This is a genomic window from Shewanella sp. SW24, from assembly GCF_025653395.1.
Taxonomy (GTDB): Bacteria; Pseudomonadota; Gammaproteobacteria; order Enterobacterales; family Shewanellaceae; genus Shewanella; species Shewanella oncorhynchi.
On the sequence record NZ_JAKKSH010000022.1, the window covers coordinates 52,705 to 72,817 of the forward strand.

A 20,113-nucleotide genomic window follows, 5' to 3' on the forward strand; every position below is an offset into this window, starting at 1 on the left:
AACAAAATCAGTATCCGCCATATGCTCTTCATAAGGCGAATACTATTCTAGTGGCAACGTTGAAACACAAAGTTGCCATGAACTATATCAGTGTTAAATATCCCAGAAGGTATGAGCGATAATACCCAAGACAATCATACTGATAAAGTTGATGATCATACCGACTCGCACCATTTCCGATTGCTTGATATGGCCAGACCCATAAACGATAGCATTGGGCGGTGTCGCCACCGGCAGCATAAAAGCGCAAGAAGCTGCAATACCAATCAGTACAGATAACATTACAGGCGATATGCCTAATGCCTCAGCAATCGCAGCAAATACAGGCACTAACAGTGCAGCGCTGGCGGTGTTACTGGCAAATTCAGTCAACATCACCACAAAAGCAATCACAGCAAAGACGAACAACGACATGTGAGTGCTACCGAAAATATCTGTCATCCAGTGAGCTAAAAATACGCTGGTGCCAGTCGTTTTTAGTACTGCGCTCAGTGTTAAACCACCACCAAACAATATGAGTACACCCCAATCTGTGGTCGATTCAATTTTCTTCCAGCCGACCAAGCCTAAACCCGAGAGTAAAACGACGGAACCTAAGGCGACTATGGTATCAAACTGAGTGATGCCACCTAATGCCTTGGCTAACGGCACACTGAAAATCCAGCAACATACGGTAGTCAGGAAGATAAGCAGAGTAAATTTCCCCTGAAATGTCAGCTTCTGAGCTTCAACATTCACATCGAATTTGGCAGAAAGATCAGGCTTAAAATACCAATACAAGGCAATCAACATCATAGGTAGCATGAGGATAACAGTTGGAATACCAAACTTCAGCCAATCACTAAAACTCAAGCCCACTTGGGCCGCAGCAATCGCATTCGGTGGGCTACCCACTAAAGTACCGATACCGCCGATGTTGGCCGAATAGGCAATCCCAAGCAGTAAAAACACATAAGTACTGTGGTATTTTTCGCGGTCGAGTTGCTGCAAAATCCCGAGTGCCAATGGCAACATCATCGCCGTGGTCGCGGTATTGCTGATCCACATTGAGAGCAGCGCAGTTACTCCAAACAGCATCAAACAGGCAATACTGAGTTTGCCCTTAGAGGCTAGCAGCAGCTTTTGCGCTATGAGGGTATCAATCTTTTGATGGTGCAAGGCCGCAGCCAATACGAAACCCCCAAAGAATAAGTAAATGATGGGATTGGCAAAGTTACTCATCGCCTCCTTGGTTTCAAACACCCCAAAGAATACGGCGAGTATAGGAACAAGAATCGCAGTGATACTGATATGAATCGCTTCGGTCAGCCAAAGAATCGCGGCAAAGAACAAAATGGCCAGCCCAGTATTCACCCCTTGTTCGAAGGGTAAACCGTAATAAAGTGCAAATAACAGCACAATATCAGCCACTAGGATCAGCATTTTTTTCTTATCGAGCCCCTCGCTGACGGGAGCTTTATTGGGTGGAGCAGTACTTGAATCTGTTAAAGACATGGTTACAACCTTAATACCATTTTATTTTGACGCAAATTTAGGGCATAGATCACACTTGGCAAAGCGGTTTATTTTGTAATTTTATCACTTGGCAACAACATTTATTGCTGAGCTAGCACGCACAAACGGCCGATTAGCGACAATAATCACCAAATTCTGATCGACACCTTTGTTTTAAAATTTCAAACGGACAAAGATCGAACAAAACCTTGCCCACGTTGTAATTTTATTAATGTTTAAAACTGAGATATAGATCACGCCACACTTTCTACCAAGGTGATAATCAACTAATTAATCATACCTTCTGATCATTAGTAGGATTAGGTATTATTCCCCAAATTTGGCACAAAATTGAATGTGTGTAGCGCTAAATCGAATCTAGGTATCGTTGAATGTGCACTAAAACTGCGACGCAGTGAACAGCAAGCGACCAACACAAACGTATTGCAACAAGGCAACATAGAAAACCCAATATCTACATGAATCGTAAACACAAATATTATTCACCACCACAGTCAATCTAACTCACTTTACCCTGTCAGCGATCCAGCCTAAAGTCGCGACCGCAACCCCGCCCGCTGTATATTATTTGTCTGTTTTCGGAACCGCCCGTGGAAAAAATTGCCTTAACTCAGTCGGCTCAAAAGCCCAGCCTTTTCGTCCCAGTAGCAGGGTTAAGTTTGTTTGCTTTGGCATCAGGCTACTTGATGAGCTTAATCCCACTGTCGCTCACTTTTTTCGAACTCAGCACCTCACTTGCTCCATTACTGGCCAGTATTTTTTATTTAGGTTTATTACTGGGGGCGCCTTGTATTGCTCCTGTTGTTGCCCGTATCGGCCACAGTAAAGCCTTTATCCTTTTTTTGAATATCCTTCTTTGCAGCGTTGTCGCTATGATATTAATCCCAAAAAGTGGAGTCTGGTTAGCCTCTCGACTAATAGCGGGATTTGCGGTTGCAGGAGTTTTTGTGGTGGTTGAATCATGGCTATTAATGGCCGATACCCAAAAGCAACGCGCTAAGCGGCTTGGACTTTATATGACAGCGCTTTATGGAGGCACTGCCTTAGGACAATTAGCCATTGATTATTTAGGTACAAAGGGCAATCTACCTTACCTAGTGATCATGGGATTATTAGCCGCGGCAAGTTTACCCGCACTACTGGTAAAACGCGGTCAACCTCAGGTAAGCGAACAACAATCAATGTCATTGTCTGCGCTAAAAAACCTAAGTCAGCCTGCCATTATGGGATGTTTAGTCTCTGGATTATTGCTTGGCCCTATCTATGGTTTACTTCCCATCTATGTGGCACTGGATATGGGGCTTGATCAGCAAACAGGACAATTTATGGCCCTCATCATTGTAGGTGGCATGCTGGTACAACCTTTAGTCAGTTATTTATCTCCTCGAGTTAACAAAAGTGGCTTGATAGTAAGCTTTTGCCTACTGGGTGTCGCAGCATTATTGCTACTCACTCAGCATTCAAATATGACACTGATTATTGGATTTCTCTTGCTTGGCGCCAGCGCTTTTGCCCTTTACCCGATTGCAATCAGCTTAGCTTGTGACGACTTGCCTGCTAGCCAAATTGTTTCAGCGACTCAAGTGATGCTACTGAGCTATTCGGTGGGGTCAGTGATAGGCCCATTAGTGGCCAGCAGTTTTGGCCAAACGGAGTTCGGCTTACTCATTTATTTAGGAATATGCTGTATTCTGAGCAGTATTTACATTTTTGCTCAATTACTTATTAACACTAAGCCAAGTTTTTCCTCGCCTTAACAAGTCCCATAAAATACATTGCACTGCAACTCAATAAGCAGCCACTTAATGAACGATATGCTCATCGAGTGGCTCAAATAGAAAACATCTGCGGTCAAATCAACACAAAACGAACAGCAAGATGATCCACAAAGGTCATAATGTTAAAAATCAGTACGCTTAGTTTTAACATTCAGACAGAGCAGTTGCTTATCCTCCCTAAGTCGCGATAATGCAGCTTACTTAAACACCTGTGCTGATTGTTTTTCCTGAGATTTCACTATGCGCCTCGATAAATTCCTCTGTAAAAGCACAGATCTTGATCGCAAAGCCGCAAGAGTCGCCATTCTTAGCGGCTCAATCACAGTCAATGGCGCTATCGCGACAGACTGCGCGATGCAAGTGCATGAAAATAATACTGTCAGCCTTAATGAAAAGCCGCTAGCGCCACGCCCATCTCGCTATATCATGTTGCACAAACCTGCTAATACCTTGTGCTCAAATATGGATGGAGCCTACCCTTCGCTATTTCATCTGCTCGATATCGATCGCGCATTTGACCTGCACATCGTTGGCCGCCTAGATGCTGATACCACAGGCTTAGTGCTACTGACTGACGATGGCCGCTGGTCGTTTAATATTATCTCACCTCAATATCAGTGCGAAAAAATCTATCGTGTCCAACTGCGAGATCCACTCAACAGCGAAGCGACTGCAGCCATAGCCGCAAAGTTTGCCGCAGGGCTAAATCTACAGGGCGAAACCGCCCTCACTCTGCCAGCAATACTGCAGCAAGTGGATGAAAAAACCGTGCTACTCACGCTCACCGAAGGCAAGTTTCATCAAGTCAAAAGGATGTTTGCCGCCGTGGGCAATAAAGTGGTTGCCCTACACAGGGCGCAAATTGGCGCAGTGACCTTAGATATCGATGTAGGGAAATGGCGCAACTTAACCTTGGCGGAGATAAGCTCCTTCACATCCTAATCAATTAACAAGGCTGAAGCCGACAGGCCGCCTACGTTTATCGACGATAAAAAAGCAAACAAATACTGATAGGTTTGCAAATCAATCCCATAAAAAATCCCAGTGTTAGCAACAACACTGGGATGTTTATTTGTTTGATACTGCTTGGTGGAATATGAATCGACTAAGAACAGCAATCGTTGCGGCGAACCCAGCTTCTTGGGATCTTCTCAAAAACCACTTTTGCCATGAGTAACGCCAGCAATATGCCAGAGGTTGCCACTAACCATTGAGGTAACATTTGGTGCTCTTCACCAATTTGTGGCATCACCACAAAACCAAAGGTATTAACCAGATAATTGACCAACATACCGGCCACTAAGGCCACGCCAATCACACCGCCAAGGTAGCCCCACAGCGCACGTTTACCTAGCTCTTTAGCCACTATGCCTAAAGTCGCTATATTGGTTGCCGGACCTGCCATCATAAACACGAGTACAGCACCCGGTGACACTCCCGCCAGTAATAATCCAGCGGCAATCGGTGTCGATGCGGTCGCGCAAATATACATAGGCACAGAAACGAGCACCATCACTAGCATAGCCAGAATGCCATCGCCCCATTTAGCTAAAAAGTCAGCCGGCACATAGGTTTGTACCAGAGCTGCGAAAAATAAGCCCACCAGCAGCCACAGCGTAGTATCACGCACTAAATCCGTTGCCGCATATTTAAGGCCAATTCCGATACGACTGAGTACCGATTGCGACTTAAACTCAGTCGCCATATCTTGAGTAGACGCACAGCAGCTATCGCCTGCAGTGTTAGCACTAACCTGCTCAGCATCCTTAGCACTGCCACCACAGCAAGCGCCTTTTTTCACCACCACTATTTTTTCAGGCTCTGTGGTTTGACTGCCACAACATGACCCCACGCTTTCAGCAGCGTTAACCTTGACCACAGAACCCATAGTTTGAACAGATCCCATGGTTTGACCGCCAACAGCCATAACACTTGAAGGACCCGCCATTAAGCTCGGCGCCGCCATAGGCGTCATTTTGATCTTCGGCTTTGGCTCGGCTGCAGGTGCATCAACACCGTTATTACCACAGCAGGAAGACTTTACGGGCGTTATCGTAGGCGTAGTCGATGAGCAGCAGCTTTTAACCGCTTCGGCTTTTACCATCTCTGGCTGAGCCACTGATTTTGAGGCACAGCAAGACGCCACTGACGCCTCCCCCTCTAATGGCTTATCTGATTGAGTATTTACCTTAACCACTGACTTGCCATCGTCATCATCGCGACCAACGAGTAAGCCAGCCACAATCGCACTGGTAATCGCTGCAATCGGTCTGACGATCGCCATAAAGGGGCCGAGTAACACGTAGGAAACGGCGATTGAATCGACGCCCGTTTCTGGCGTCGACACTAAAAAGGAAGTCGTTGCTGCTTTAGAGGCACCAGAACGGCGCAATCCTACCGCCGCAGGAATAACGCCACAAGAACACAAAGGTAAAGGTGCGCCAAGCAGCGCCGCTTTCACTACGGTTTTAAAACCGTGACCACCGAGCTGCTTTTGCATCCACGCCATTGGCACGAATACTTTTAATAGCCCAGCTAAAATCAGGCCCAGTAATAACCAAGGCGCCGAGTCTAAAAACAGATCAATAAAATTCTTCAATAACATAATTAATTCCCTGACTCTTCATAAATGGCTTTGCCGTGATTATTCTGGTGCGCTTGGTACTGATTTACATTATGAGAGTGATGCTCAACGCGTACCCGCTCAGTGCTGGACTCCAACGCCTCTAAAATAGAGCAATGTTCGGCGCTACGTGGCCCACCACAGCAAGCATCAGACAAGCTTTGTAAACTCGCTTGAAAATGATTCAGCTCAGCAATTTTGGCCTGTACTTGAGCCAATTTACAATCAACCATGCCTTTTACATCGGCACAGACTCGGTTAGATTTATCGAGTTCAATTGACAGCAATTCACTGATTTCATTGAGGGTAAAACCCACAGCTTTCGCCCGTAAAATAAAGCGTAATCGCGCAGCATCGGCCTCGGTATATACTCGATAGCCAGACTCAGTACGGCTCGACGGCGCGAGTAGGCCGTGCTTCTCGTAGAATCTTAACGTGTCGGCTTTCACCTCACATAAATCCGCCAATTCACCAATACGATACATGTCTTCATCCTTTGCGAAATAGCCCACAACTCAGGGATCATTTCCAGCATACAACTCAATAATGCAAGTATAAACCTTGGAGCCTGCTCCAAGGTCAAGAGGTAATTTTAACTTTACTGAAAGCCAAGACGGCAATGCCGCTTTGTTCTGATATGAATATTGTGAAATCACGCAGAAAAAACACCCGTAAATCGAGTTTTACGCTAGAATACGCGCGCTGTGACGAAGGGATAAAAAGTTAACTAATAAAGTAAAAATAGGACCAAGGGACTTTTGGAAAGCAGTACAGCGTTAAGGCTGTTCTGTTTTCCGAAAGATCCTTGAAACTAAAATAACTGGACCCTGTACCCAAATGACTGCTGCAAATAATGCCAGACCCATTCGTCGCGCGCTGTTAAGCGTTTCAGATAAAACCGGAATTCTCGAGTTCGCCAAAGCACTTCACGCCCAAGGTGTAGAATTGTTATCGACTGGCGGCACCGCTCGCCTGTTAGCGGATAACGGCGTGCCTGTTATCGAAGTATCTGATTACACAGGACACCCTGAGATCATGGACGGTCGCGTTAAGACGCTGCACCCTAAAGTGCACGGCGGCATTTTAGCGCGCCGCGGTCTTGATGAAAGCGTGATGGCCGACAACAATATCAATGCCATCGATCTGGTTGCGGTTAACCTTTATCCCTTCGCTGAAACTGTAGCTAAAGCCGGTTGTACCTTAGAAGACGCTATCGAAAATATCGATATTGGCGGTCCAACTATGGTGCGCGCTGCGGCGAAAAACCATAAAGATGTGACTATCGTGGTGAATGCGGCCGATTACGATCGCGTACTTGCAGAAATGACGGCTAACAATGGCTGCACGACCCATGCGACGCGTTTCGATTTAGCGATTGCGGCCTTTGAGCACACTGCGGGTTACGATGGCATGATCGCCAACTACTTCGGTACTATGGTTCCAGCACACAGCACGGACGAATGCTTTGCTGATTCTAAGTTCCCACGCACGTTCAACACCCAATTAGTGAAGAAACAAGACTTACGCTATGGCGAAAACAGCCATCAAGCAGCGGCTTTCTATGTTGACACTAAAATTGATGAAGCTTCTGTGGCTACCGCGATTCAGTTGCAAGGCAAAGCCTTGTCTTACAACAATATTGCCGATACCGATGCCGCCCTTGAGTGCGTAAAAGAATTCTTGGAACCCGCCTGTGTTATCGTTAAACACGCTAACCCCTGTGGTGTGGCCTTAGGTAAAGACTTACTCGATGCCTATAACCGCGCTTATCAAACTGACCCAACCTCAGCCTTCGGTGGCATTATCGCCTTCAACGGCGAATTAGATGCTGCGACGGCGAGTGCGATCGTTGAGCGTCAATTCGTTGAAGTGATTATCGCCCCAAGCGTTAGCCAAGCGGCGCGCGATGTGGTTGCGAAAAAGACCAACGTGCGTTTATTAGAATGTGGTCAATGGAATACTAAGACCCAAACCTTAGACTACAAACGTGTTAACGGCGGCTTGCTGGTACAAGATCGCGACCAAGGCATGGTCGGTTTAGAAGACATCAAAGTGGTTTCTAAACGTCAACCTACTGCAAGCGAACTGAAAGACTTAATGTTCTGCTGGAAAGTGGCGAAATTCGTTAAATCTAACGCCATCGTTTATGCCAAAGACGGCATGACTATCGGTGTCGGCGCAGGCCAAATGAGCCGCGTTTACAGCGCTAAAATCGCCGGCATCAAGGCCGCAGATGAAGGCTTAGAAGTGGTGAACTCTGTGATGGCGTCCGATGCTTTCTTCCCCTTCCGTGACGGTATCGATGCCGCAGCGGCTGCGGGCATTAGCTGTATCATCCAACCGGGCGGCTCAATGCGCGATGCTGAAATCATCGCTGCTGCAGACGAGCACGGCATGGCCATGGTGATGACAGGCATGCGCCACTTCCGTCATTGATAACAACTTAAATCAAACTTGGCCCTAGCGATTAGGGCCTTTTCCTTTGCGATGTGTGGGAGTTTTAACCATGAAAGTGTTAATCATTGGTGGTGGCGGCCGCGAACATGCCCTAGCTTGGAAAGCCGCTCAATCGGCTCAAGTTGATACCGTTTATGTAGCACCCGGCAATGCGGGCACAGCCCTAGAACCTAATGTTGAAAATCTGGCGATCAGCGCCACCGACATCCCTGCTCTGCTCGATTTTGCGAAAACCAATAAGATTGAACTGACCATAGTCGGCCCAGAAGCACCACTCGTTATCGGTGTCGTCGATGCCTTCAACGCCGCAGGTTTAGCGATTTTTGGCCCAACTAAGGCCGCAGCCCAACTCGAAGGTTCAAAAGCCTTCACTAAAGACTTTTTAGCCCGCCACAATATTCCTACGGCGGGTTATAAAAACTGCACTGAAATCAGCGATGCCAAAGCTTTCGTGCGTGAATTAACGGCCACAACAGGTTATCCAGTGGTCATCAAAGCTGACGGTTTAGCCGCGGGCAAAGGCGTGATCATCGCCCAAAACCAAGCCGAAGCCGATGCCGCAATTGATGACATGCTCGCCGGTAACAAGTTTGGCGAGGCGGGTTCGCGCGTAGTGATTGAAGAGTTTCTCAAGGGCGAAGAAGCCAGCTTTATCGTGATGGTCGATGGTAAAAACATTCTGCCAATGGCCACCAGCCAAGATCATAAAGCCCGTGATAACGGCGATTACGGCCCAAACACGGGCGGCATGGGCGCTTACTCGCCAGCACCTGTGGTGACTCAAGCGGTACACGATTGGACTGTGGCGAACGTCATTCGCCCAACGGTTGATGGTATGGCGGCAGAAGGCAATATCTACACAGGCTTCCTGTATGCGGGTTTGATGATATCGCCCGATGGCAGCGCCAAAGTACTCGAGTACAACTGCCGCTTCGGCGATCCAGAAACTCAGCCGATTATGATGCGTTTAAAGTCTGACTTAGTGGAACTTTGTTTAGCCGCCACCCGTGGCGAGTTAGATAAAGTGACAGCTGAATACGACGAGCGCGCAGCCGTGGGCGTGGTATTGGCCGCTGGCGGTTACCCAGATGAGTATCGCAAATTTGATGTGATTGACGGTCTCAGCCTTGGCGATAACAATGGCAAAGTGTTCCATGCGGGCACTGAGATGAAAAACGGCCACGTCGTTACCAACGGCGGTCGCGTATTGTGTGCGACGGCACTGGGTAACACAGTCACCGAAGCGCAAAAAGCCGCCTATAAATTGGTTGATGAAATTCACTGGGATGATGTGTATTTCCGTACCGATATTGGTTATCGCGCAATCGCACGTGAACAGCAAGATTAATTAATATCTCTATTAAAAAACCGGCAAGAAGCCGGTTTTTTTGTGCCTGTTTTTTGACAAGCGTCAAATATAACATCATGATTTTCAATAAAATTATATAATTAATTCTATTGAAAACAGGAGCAACAAGATACAATGTCAACCAAATGTTAAATACACAAGGTTCAAGGACTCCCATGAGGATTAGACTACTTTATGCCTACATTGCCATACTGCTTAGCGGATGCGGTGGCGGCTCAGAAGATACTGGCACGACAACACCCACTCAGCCGCCAGTCCAACCTCCCGCGCTGGTGCAATACACCGCCAGCAGCCTATCGGTAATAGGTGGCGCACTGAGTCCAAGCAGCCAAAAAGTGGAGTCTGGCAAAAGCGCTATTTTTAGCATTACAGCCGATACCGGCTTTACACTTGAGGGCATTACTGGCTGTGGTGGCACACTCAATGTGCTGACTTACACCACTGCGGCCATGACGGCCGATTGCACTATCACGCCGACATTTATCAGTAATGCCGAAAATGCCATTAAGCACCAAGACCACAGGCTTGCCAATGCGAGTGAGTTAATTGATTTCAGCATCGCCGAACTCGCTAATATCGACATCAAACGTAAAGCCCAGATAAATCAGCTATATCAAGGTGTCGGTAGCAGCATCTCTTGGCATCCAACCCATGACTCAATTACCTTTTCGAGCTTTATGCCGGAGAACACTTTTACAGTCTTGCCATCAAATGTCGATGGCAGTGGGGAAAGCGCCGTTCGTGGGTTAGTGATGGCGGGCGAGCAACAGGGGCAAAGATATGCGGCCATGGGAGGAAATCTGTTTTCCGTCAACACTTCGGCGCAAACTGATACTTTATTGAAAAATCTTTTAGGCTGGCTGACCAAAGGTGCCGATAAAAAAGACGGCCTCAGCATAGTGACCGCCCAAATGCCGAGCAAGGCTGACAGTTGGTACTTTCCCCATAATGAAGGGATCCGCACTTGGCTCACAAACAACTACCCCGCAGCCCATAGCATTAATACAGCAAATACCTGTGACTACAGCGAGTTAAGCAACTGTATCAACACACTGAAACCAGATCTAATTATCATTAGTGACATAGACCGTCAGTCACTCGGTTTTGCAGGTATAAAAGCCGCGATCGCTAAGGCCAAAGCGGCAGGAATTCCCTTGTTGCTCTCTAACTACTGGCGTAATGAAAGCCCAATACTGTCGCCACTTTACCTTGAGATGGGGCTTTCTACCTCTGGCAATTACTGGTCAAAACTCAATACCAATAACCTCAGTGTGACCGACATTTTGGTCGAAGACACCGCCCTGGCCAAGGTGAATAATCTGCTCGGTAAGCTTAACGAAGGCCGCTTCGACACCTCAGTACTCAACGACTGCGGCGGTAATTACTTGAGCTGTAATACTGCCGCCTTTGTTGACTCATTCAAGGCGGGTGCCGATTGGTATCGAGCCAATGCTGAAACCTTAGATAACCATGCTATCGATGTGTTTACCAAAGCAGACTTCCCCTTGATGAAAGCCGGACTGATGCTCGCCGATAAGTATCGCAGCGAGATTGACTATCCCATTGCCTACAGCGAATATGCCCAGTGGCAGCAGGCCCTGTTTGCCGATTGGACCGTCAGCTATGCCCGTAGCCATAACTTAGCCCAGCCAGATTTAGGTGAATATGTTACCGACAGAGCCAACCTCAGCAAGGGCAGCAATGCGCACTACGCTTATCCTGCGACAGTCACAGAACATAAAACCATTAGCGTGCCCTATGCAGGCCAATGGACGACCACGGGCTGGTATGCGCTGCCAGGACAAACCATTAAACTGACTCGTCTCGATAGCAGCGCTGCGAATGTGGAGATCAAACTCAACTACCACAGACGCAATACTAACCGTGCCTATGAGCAGAAAATCTACCGCGGTCCATTGGAGTTGGCGCAGCAACGCCTGCGCTTAGCTCAAGGACAAAGTCTTGAATTTTCTTCCCCCTACGGCGGGCCGATTTATCTGTATATCGATACTTCGAGTGCTGATGGCGGCGCGTTAAGTGTCGAAGTCAGCGCTGAGCATGTGGCTAAACATCCGACCATTATGGATTTTTCAAACCCTGCAGAAATAGCAGCCTTTAACGATCGCATCCAAAATACCGAATTACCCCATGTGGACTTACGTACCGATGGTGCCGAGCAGCATCTGCGTCGCGACCGCTTTTTAAACGCCATCGGCGGGGATGTGCCCGATGTAAACGCGCTACTCAAAAGTATTGTCGATGACCATATCAACAGTGTTTACACCCTTGCGGGACTTAAGATCCAAGGCAAGAGCTTAAGTGAATCCTTACCCGCCGATGTGCTAGCGGCCTGCAAAGGACTGTTTGGCGACGACTGTATCGATAATAGTCTGCATACCCGCACTATCATTCAACACGCGAATTATGACCAAAATGCCCAGTGCGGTGGAGGTTGTAGCGGTAATCCTTGGGACGCAGCATGGAATATCGACCCAACGGGTTGGGGTGATAACCATGAGTTAGGCCACAATCTGCAAACTAACCGTCTCAATGTGCAATATGCTGCGGCAAATGATCATGATAACTGGGCAGGTTATGGCAGCCGCGCAGGGGAAAACTCCAACAATATCTTCCCCTATGTGGTGAAGTGGAAAACCCATTATCTGCGCGACGGCAATACAGGCACAGTGACCGATGGTCACATGAACCACAAGGATCTCTTTTATGTGTTTATGTCCGATGCCGCAGGTACAACAGACACCAGTGGTAAACGCCTAGTGTTTGGCGCCAATTGTAAGGTGCTCGATGTTGGTGAAGACAGATACACTGCGCCTTGGGCCAGCAATGCTTATGCTGTCCATAACGGTTATCGCATGGCGTTTTACATCCAAATGGCGCTTAAGGCTCACGGCATGACGCTCAGTGACGGCACTACTCTGAACAATGGCTTTAATCTCTTTACCTTGCTGTATCAACACAGTCGTATTTTCGGTAAATATGCGAATAACGCCAGTGATTGGGAAGCGATTCGTAGCAAACTGGGCTTTGGCCAATTTCCGTTTGAAGGCAATAGTGTCTACGGTGGCAAAACGGTGAAAGATATTCCGGGCAACGACTTTATGCTGGTGTCTTTGAGTAAACTCACAGGCAAAGATTGGCGCAGCCATTTCGATATGTTAGGCCTGCACTACTCAAGCCTTGCGGCCTCGCAAACAGCCGCCAATGCCACATCAGGGGCTATCCCCATGGGCATGTATGAGTTAGAAACCGACTTGCCACCCGCCAATATGAGCCAAGGTTTAACCTTTGTGCCCCTGTCACTCACTGATGGCACTACACAGTGGAAAGGCGTGGGTTCGCCAACCCAGTGCACCAAACCATAAGTGTGCTAAACCTTAATCTCGCTAAGATACTAACGCTATTCATAAACCTCGCTCTGGCGGGGTTTATGTTTACCTGAAAATGTGATGTAAAGCACATACCTAGGTTAAGATGACGTGCACCATTTAGCTTCTTATATTTTTAACAATCATGAAATTAATGGGGTAAATATATGGGTTATTCGATAAAAGATCTTATTTATCAAGGTGAAAAATCAGGCGTACATAACTGGCAAACCCTAGAAGGAGCCAGCTTTTACTGGCATCCAGATTGGTTTCATATTGCAGAGGATATGACGGGCCATAACGCGACTGTGACTATCGATATCGATGGGGACAAAGCGACCCAAAGTGAGGCAGAACAATCAATCATTAAGCACCTCAATAAGAGTGGCAAATAGCTTGTAGTGGCAAAGACTTTAATGCCCGGAGGCGATCGCCCTGCGGGCAATTTTGTCGATTAAGCCTGGCGCGATCAGCTTAAGCCAACGCCCCAAACGACCGCGAAGTGAAGTAATCAGTTGACGGCCTCGAGTTGCAATCACTGGCAACATCATATTAGCGCATTGCTCAGCCGTCAGTATCTTAGCTTCCTGCATCGGAGATTTACCTAAAGGATGACCTGCACCATCGAGGGCACGTTTGTGAATTTGTGACACTACAAAATCGGGGCAAATAACAGTTACGGCCACATTATCATCCACTAATTCAATCCGCAAAGAATCGAAAAAACCAATCACAGCATGTTTAGAAGCGGCATAACCGCTGCGAGTAGGAACGCCCGTTAATCCAGCGACTGACGCCACAACCACCACTTGGCCTTTACTGGCTTTCAAGTGCGGTAACGCGGCATGGGTTAAATACGCAGGACCAAGATAATTCACCCGCATTATGTCTTCAAGCACCGAGAGCTGAGTCAGTTCATCAAAACGTGACCACATAGTCATGCCAGCATTGTTAATCAAAATATCGAGATGGCCATAATGCGCAACAGCAGCTTCAACTAAGGCTTCACACTGTTCTGGGCTGGAGACATCGGCGGCAAATACAAAAGGAGGCGGACCATAATTAGCGATTTCTAAAGCGAGTGAGGCGAGACGTGTTTCATTACGCGCACTGAGCACTAGTTGGCAGCCCATTCGCGCCATTGCCACTGCGAGCGCCCGACCAATACCTTCTGAGGCACCCGTGATGATCACGACCTTGCCAGTGAGTCCATCCATAGTCATTCCTTTGTTATCGCTATGTTAATTACGCCTTTTGCTAAATTGGCATAATCACGCTAAAAGCGCAATCCTTCACGCGCGTTGTGCAAGCCTCATCTCGTATTGCTCACGATAATTAGCTAAGGGTTGCGGGCGCCCTATCGCATAACCTTGCGCATAGTTAATGCCTATGCTCAACAACCTGTCAACAATATCCTGATTCTCAACAAATTCAGCAACAGTCTCGATTCCCATAACCCGACAAACATCCTGAATCGATTTAACGATGGCGTAGTCTTTAGCATTCACGGCGAGGTTCTTAATAAAACAGCCGTCGATTTTGACATAATCCACCGGCAGCTCACGCAGATAACCATAAGAGGCAAAACCACTGCCAAAATCATCCAGTGCAAATGAAAAACCGAGTTTACGTAACTGCTTCAACATTTCCATACCACGATTGCGATTTTGGATCGCGGTGGTTTCAGTAATTTCAAAACAAATACATTGGCTTGGAATATCAAAAATGTGTTGCTGCTGGGCGATATATTCCACCATACCTTCGGCACCTAAACTATTGCCTGAAAGGTTGATCGAAATACAATGATCAGGCCAAAGCACGGGGTTCAAAGACAACCATAAAAAAGCTTTGCGGATGACTTCTTTATCGATATCTGGCATCAACTTAAAACGTTCAGCGGCGGCTATAAACTGCGCAGGCGCCAAAATGCGGCCACAGGGCTCTTGAATTCGTAGCAGGATTTCCATTCGTTGTCGCTGCGGACCACTGCCTAGTCCGCGGATCGGTTGGTAATACAGAATCAACTCATTTTCTTCAATCGCTTGCGCAATACGTACCGCCCATTTAGGCGCATTTCTTTGGTAGGTGAGCTCTTTATCTTTATCATCGTAAAAATGAATTTGATTAGCCCCCTTAGCTTTAGCGGCAATGCAGGCAATGTCCGCGTCTTTTAATAATTCTTGAGCATCAATATAGGGCGCACGACCAAAAGCGACACCTATGCTGAGGCCAACTTTATAATTACAGTTTTTATCGTTCAACACTTGCATGGAGACTTGCGCGATCATTTGCTTCAGTAATTGCGCCACAGATAAGGCACTACGATTACAAATCACTAAACCAAACTCATCGCCACCAAGGCGCGCCAATAACTCCTGTGGCCCAAGACAAGCCTGCATGGCCTTAGCCACCATAGCAAGCATACGATCGCCTGCAGTATGGCCACAACTGTCGTTAATTAACTTGAATTGCTCCAAATCGAGATAACAAACGGCGATGGTTTTAGCAGAGGCGGCAAATTGGGGTAACTGCTCATCAAATGCCTGACGGTTTAGCAGCCCTGTAATGCTATCGAAATTTGCCCTTTTTTGTAGCTGGTGTTTAAGCAACTCTTCTTGAGTGATATCCCGCAATACCACGACAGTACCAACAATTTCTTTATCGTGATTGCGCAGATTGCTGATACTGCGCTCCATAATCCGAGGCGAAGCAGTTAATAGCTTGATTTTCTCGACCTGCGGTGCTGATTCTTCGAGACGAATGCAGGTAAAAACCGCCTGATTCAACTGCTCCCCAGCCTTTAACAGACTCGCAAGGCTCTGACCTATGGCATAGCAACTAGCAACATCGAGAAGCAACTCGGCCCGCGGATTCATATAAATCACGTTGGCATCGACATCGGTCAAAATCACCGCTTCAGCAATGGATTCTAAGGTGATTTTCGCGCGTTCTTTTTGCTGATAAATTCTTGCCAGCAAGCTATTAACACGGCTGGCGAGCACTTCTAATTCTTCATTACCCTCGCTTGTAACGGGTTGATAGACACTGGACATAGGATCGACCAGCGCCAATTGATGCATCAGATTTTTAAAGGGTTTGAGTAAGCCCGAACGCAGCCAAATATAACCAAGACCAACAATAAACACACCAAAGAGAATAAATCCGAGCGATACCCAATCGAGTTGAAATTTAACCTCTCTAAAGGGACCATCGGAAAACAGCACTTGCAGGTAGACAGGCTTATCTTTTAACAGACTTGGAATGTTAATCGCGTCACTGTGCACACCATCAACTGTTGGCGTAACTTCGCGAGAATGGCTCATGCTCACCTTAGTCACCAATAAGGCCTGAGCATATTCCAGTAAGTCTTTATCAGTCAGTTGGCGTACCAGCAGCACAGATTCATTGGGCGCAGAAGCCACGGAAGTAACGACATAAGCATACTTGCCCATCAAATAAGCGCCAGCAACACTGGGCTTATCGGCACTGACAATAGCACTGGCGATTTCTCGTAACTTATCATTCTCAAAGGGACGTTCATTGGGGAAAAAAGGGTGCAATTCACCCTGCCGTAGAATATACCAACTCAGATTGGCTGACATTGAGCTATCGCGCCACGAGGATTCAAGCTTTTTAAGTTGGTCTTCATCTAATTGAGACAAAGGTAAGGCATAGATATTAGTGAGAAAGGTTAAGCGATCGACATCAATTTGAAACTGCTGCTGGATATTGGCAAGCTCACGGTTAGCACTATCTTGACGTAATAGCTCGACGCGATGGTCGTACCAATAACCAAGACAATAGGAGACAATTACCACCGCAGGGAGACAAAAGCCCGCAATAAATACCATTATTTTCTTGCCAATGTGCATCTCTTACCACGGCTTGTTATGACTAAATTGATTGACGGCCTTGCATAATCCTTCACTGCGCCATGCAACATATCTTATTTGCGAATAGTATTAAACATCACTTCGCTTTAGTCGTTGCTAAAGTAGACATTTTCATGCAATTAAATCAATTTTATACCTTTGATTTAAAAATAAAATTTATAAATTAAACAATTCTGAATTTTACTTTTTATCAAGATAATTCACACATAATCAGTATGTGAATATAGGGTATTTAAGTCGTTATTTAAAAGTAAGACTCATTAAGCTCGCAGACGATAGAAACCACCGCATACGCTAATCCATAAAGATACCTTCGCCAGAAGCTCCAACGCTATCAAATTCAAATGTCGGATATAAAACAGGCCCGCAAGCGGGCCTGTTTCGCAAACCAAAAATTACTTATGGTATTGCTTTGATTGTGCATGAACCGCCTTAATAAAGGCGCCAGCATGTTCTGGATCGACATGCTGATGAATACCATGGCCTAGGTTAAATACATGGCCAGTACCTTCACCATAACCCGCTAGAATATGACCAACTTCCTCTTCAATACGTGGAATTGGCGCATACAACATAGATGGGTCCATGTTGCCTTGCAATGCAACTTTATGACCGACACGACGACGGGCATCGGCAATGTCTACCGTCCAATCCAAACCTAGTGCATCACAGCCAGTTTCTGCCATCGCTTCTAGCCACAAACCACCGCCTTTAGTAAACAGCGTCACTGGCACTTTACGGCCATCGGCAAAGCGTGTCAGACCATCAATAATCTTCTGCATATAACGCAAAGAGAACTCACGGTAAGCAGAGTGCGATAACGCGCCGCCCCATGAGTCAAAAATCATCAAAGATTGCGCACCGTTAGCAACTTGAGCATTCAGGTATAGGATCACTGAATCGGCTAATTTATCTAACAGCATGTGTAATGCCATTGGCTCAGCGTAAGCCATCTTCTTAATTTTTTCGAAGGTTTTGCTCGAACCACCTTCAACCATGTAAGTCGCTAAGGTCCAAGGTGAACCAGAAAAGCCAATTAACGGCACTGCGCCATTCAGTTCACGGCGAATAGTGCTAACGGCTTTCATCACATAACCCAGCTCATCTTCTGGATCTGGAATTGAGAGCTTTTTGATCGCATCGATAGTGTCTGTTGGGCGCTCGAAACGTGGGCCTTCACCCGCCTCAAAATACAAACCTAAACCCATAGCATCGGGTACAGTTAGGATATCGGAAAACAAAATCGCCGCATCAAGATCATAACGACGTAAAGGTTGCAGCGTGACTTCACAGGCAAGCTCATGATTTTTACACAAAGACATGAAGTCACCCGCTTGAGCGCGAGTGGCTTTATATTCAGGAAGATAACGGCCAGCTTGACGCATCATCCACACAGGGGTCACATCGACAGGCTCTTTTAGTAGGGCGCGTAAATAACGATCATTCTTTAATTCTGCCATTGGGCTTGGTTCCTAGTCTTATTGAGATCCGCTGGGTCGGTAGTTTAGCATTTACGCGAATAATGTAACCTTTATGTGCAAATTTATGTGAGCTATTCCCCATCATTGGCGTCGATTTGACCGCATAAACCGGAAAATGTTAGCCAGCTAACATACTGCTCATTTATTCGTAACGAAGTCACACTCAGACAGAAAAAAGTTGCGCCGGTTCCCCGCCTTTGGTATAAAAAGTCTGCGCTAGCAAGAACAATCAAGAAGCTCGTCGCATCGAGCCTGCTATAAACTTTACTCGCCCAACGATAGGTTTCTATCGTTGGGCTTTTTATTTGCATTTTTCGATATGAAACAGCTGGTTTGTCCATTTCGTCATTCTCGCAAATTCGCATGAAAAGAGTTGATCGATTAGCAACTTGTCCCTACATTAGAGTTATGTGCTGGCACTTAAATGGAATGCATCATGCTGAGAGAACTCGAAAAAGCAGAACAGAAGTGGGGCGGTTCAAATAAGCTTATTGATCAATGGCTAAAAAACCGTCGAAAACTGTTAGTGCATTACTGCCAAATTGCTGGGCTTCCTCCTTACAGTAAATCAGAAAAATCGCTTCCCTCGTTCGAACATGTTAAATCTTTCTGTGACTTATTAGTTGACTATGTCTCCGAAGGACATTTCGAGGTCTATGATAAAGTCGTTAATGCCTGCAGTGAATATGGCGAATCAAGCAAAACGCTCGCGCAACAAGTACTGCCCAAAATCACGCCAACCACGAATGCAGCATTAGATTTCAACGATAAATATGCGGAAACACAAGACGATTTCGTATTATATCAACTCGATAAAGACCTATCTGAGCTCGCCCATAACATGGAAACACGCTTCGAACTCGAAGATGAACTACTTGAAGTTCTCCATCGCAAACATTCTGAGCACAACCAGTAGCCCCCTTCCTAAGCGCACCTTGCTGCATCTGTGCGCTTATCTATCCTTTCCCTCAATCGTTTTGAAAATGAAGTAGCATGGCTTTGGGCTACAATAGGAACACGTCCTAGTGCCATCAGACAGCAACCGTTTGAATCAAATTGAATCCGATAGAGCAGATGTAGTCATGGCCGAGGCAGCACACATTGGCAAATCGTTGTTTCAATAGGTATGGCGATATTGTTATGTAATGCTCGATAGCATTAATGTCTTGAGGAGCCACAGAAGATGGCTCAGTTGTGCTTTCGGGAATGGATAAACTTTGCTAATTAATAGAATAGGTTTAGCTTTAAAACAAAAAATTCATATTCTGGTAAGGATTTCGTCTACATGATGGCCGAGTATGGCGATAACCACATGCTTCGAGCCCGAAGCATGTGCGTCACTGACACGAAATATCCACAACGCCATAACGAAAAAAGCCTCATCTTTCGATGAGGCTTATCTCTTAATGTTGGCGGAGCGGACGGGACTCGAACCCGCGACCCCCGGCGTGACAGGCCGGTATTCTAACCAACTGAACTACCGCTCCTTTAGCTTAACGTCTACACGTTAACCTAAATTAGGCGCTTGGCGATGACCTACTCTCACATGGGGAGACCCCACACTACCATCGGCGCGTTTGCGTTTCACTTCTGAGTTCGGGATGGGATCAG

At 46.6% G+C, this 20,113-nt stretch carries 13 protein-coding genes, 1 tRNA gene and 1 rRNA gene; 7 read left to right on the plus strand and 8 right to left on the minus strand.

Annotated features, from left to right (window positions below; translation table 11 throughout):
* Positions 1-93 precede the first annotated feature (93 nt).
* Positions 94-1,494 carry a DASS family sodium-coupled anion symporter gene (locus L5M17_RS16750; RefSeq protein WP_263148592.1) on the minus strand — a complete coding sequence of 467 codons (1,401 nt, stop codon included), beginning with the start codon at positions 1,492-1,494 and terminating at the stop codon, positions 94-96.
* A 611-nt stretch (positions 1,495-2,105) separates the two neighbouring features.
* Here L5M17_RS16750 and L5M17_RS16755 point away from each other — a divergent pair.
* Together L5M17_RS16755 and L5M17_RS16760 are read left to right on the plus strand one after the other, a co-directional pair.
* Positions 2,106-3,272 carry an MFS transporter gene (locus L5M17_RS16755; RefSeq protein WP_263148594.1) on the plus strand — a complete coding sequence of 389 codons (1,167 nt, stop codon included), beginning with the start codon at positions 2,106-2,108 and terminating at the stop codon, positions 3,270-3,272.
* 261 nt (positions 3,273-3,533) lie between these two features.
* A complete protein-coding gene (locus L5M17_RS16760; protein ID WP_263148596.1) occupies positions 3,534-4,235 on the plus strand; it encodes a pseudouridine synthase in 702 nt (233 codons plus the stop codon).
* Positions 4,236-4,398: 163 nt separating this feature from the next.
* Here L5M17_RS16760 and L5M17_RS16765 read toward each other — a convergent pair whose 3' ends face one another.
* Together L5M17_RS16765 and zntR are read right to left on the minus strand one after the other, a co-directional pair.
* The gene (locus L5M17_RS16765) at positions 4,399-5,898 is read right to left on the minus strand and encodes an SO_0444 family Cu/Zn efflux transporter (protein ID WP_263148597.1); all 1,500 of its coding nucleotides are present in this window, start codon (positions 5,896-5,898) and stop codon (positions 4,399-4,401) included.
* A 2-nt stretch (positions 5,899-5,900) separates the two neighbouring features.
* Entirely contained in the window at positions 5,901-6,401 is a 501-nt protein-coding gene (gene zntR / locus L5M17_RS16770) for a Zn(2+)-responsive transcriptional regulator (RefSeq protein ID WP_113939245.1), read from the minus strand.
* Between the two features lie 352 nt (positions 6,402-6,753).
* Between zntR and purH the strand changes: the two genes are divergently transcribed.
* From purH to L5M17_RS16790, 4 genes are all read left to right on the plus strand, one after another.
* Positions 6,754-8,352 (plus strand): bifunctional phosphoribosylaminoimidazolecarboxamide formyltransferase/IMP cyclohydrolase, encoded by a 1,599-nt coding sequence (gene purH / locus L5M17_RS16775; protein ID WP_212599573.1) that lies wholly within the window; start codon positions 6,754-6,756, stop codon positions 8,350-8,352.
* Between the two features lie 70 nt (positions 8,353-8,422).
* Positions 8,423-9,721 (plus strand): phosphoribosylamine--glycine ligase, encoded by a 1,299-nt coding sequence (purD, locus tag L5M17_RS16780; RefSeq protein WP_198572017.1) that lies wholly within the window; start codon positions 8,423-8,425, stop codon positions 9,719-9,721.
* 176 nt (positions 9,722-9,897) lie between these two features.
* Positions 9,898-13,125 carry an ImpA family metalloprotease gene (locus L5M17_RS16785; protein ID WP_263148599.1) on the plus strand — a complete coding sequence of 1,076 codons (3,228 nt, stop codon included), beginning with the start codon at positions 9,898-9,900 and terminating at the stop codon, positions 13,123-13,125.
* Between the two features lie 170 nt (positions 13,126-13,295).
* Positions 13,296-13,523, plus strand: coding sequence for a hypothetical protein (locus L5M17_RS16790; RefSeq protein ID WP_105250390.1), 228 nt, complete (start codon positions 13,296-13,298; stop codon positions 13,521-13,523).
* Between the two features lie 18 nt (positions 13,524-13,541).
* Here L5M17_RS16790 and L5M17_RS16795 read toward each other — a convergent pair whose 3' ends face one another.
* The 3 genes from L5M17_RS16795 to hemE form a co-directional block, all read right to left on the minus strand.
* Positions 13,542-14,345, minus strand: a complete 804-nt coding sequence (locus L5M17_RS16795; protein WP_168827793.1) for an SDR family oxidoreductase — start codon at positions 14,343-14,345, stop codon at positions 13,542-13,544.
* Positions 14,346-14,420: 75 nt separating this feature from the next.
* On the minus strand, positions 14,421-17,000 hold the full coding sequence (locus tag L5M17_RS16800) for a putative bifunctional diguanylate cyclase/phosphodiesterase (RefSeq protein WP_263148600.1): 2,580 nt from the start codon (positions 16,998-17,000) through the stop codon (positions 14,421-14,423).
* Positions 17,001-17,416: 416 nt separating this feature from the next.
* Positions 17,417-18,481: a uroporphyrinogen decarboxylase gene (gene hemE, locus L5M17_RS16805; protein WP_006079904.1), complete on the minus strand. Its 1,065-nt coding sequence runs from the start codon at positions 18,479-18,481 to the stop codon at positions 17,417-17,419.
* A gap of 457 nt (positions 18,482-18,938) precedes the next feature.
* Between hemE and rsd the strand changes: the two genes are divergently transcribed.
* Complete coding sequence (gene rsd / locus L5M17_RS16810) at positions 18,939-19,418, plus strand: sigma D regulator (protein ID WP_113941703.1); 480 nt, start codon at positions 18,939-18,941, stop codon at positions 19,416-19,418.
* 494 nt (positions 19,419-19,912) lie between these two features.
* Here the strand turns inward: rsd and L5M17_RS16815 are convergent.
* Positions 19,913-19,989, minus strand: a tRNA-Asp gene (locus tag L5M17_RS16815).
* Between the two features lie 36 nt (positions 19,990-20,025).
* Positions 20,026-20,113: ribosomal RNA gene (rrf, locus tag L5M17_RS16820) — 5S ribosomal RNA — on the minus strand; the annotation flags it as partial.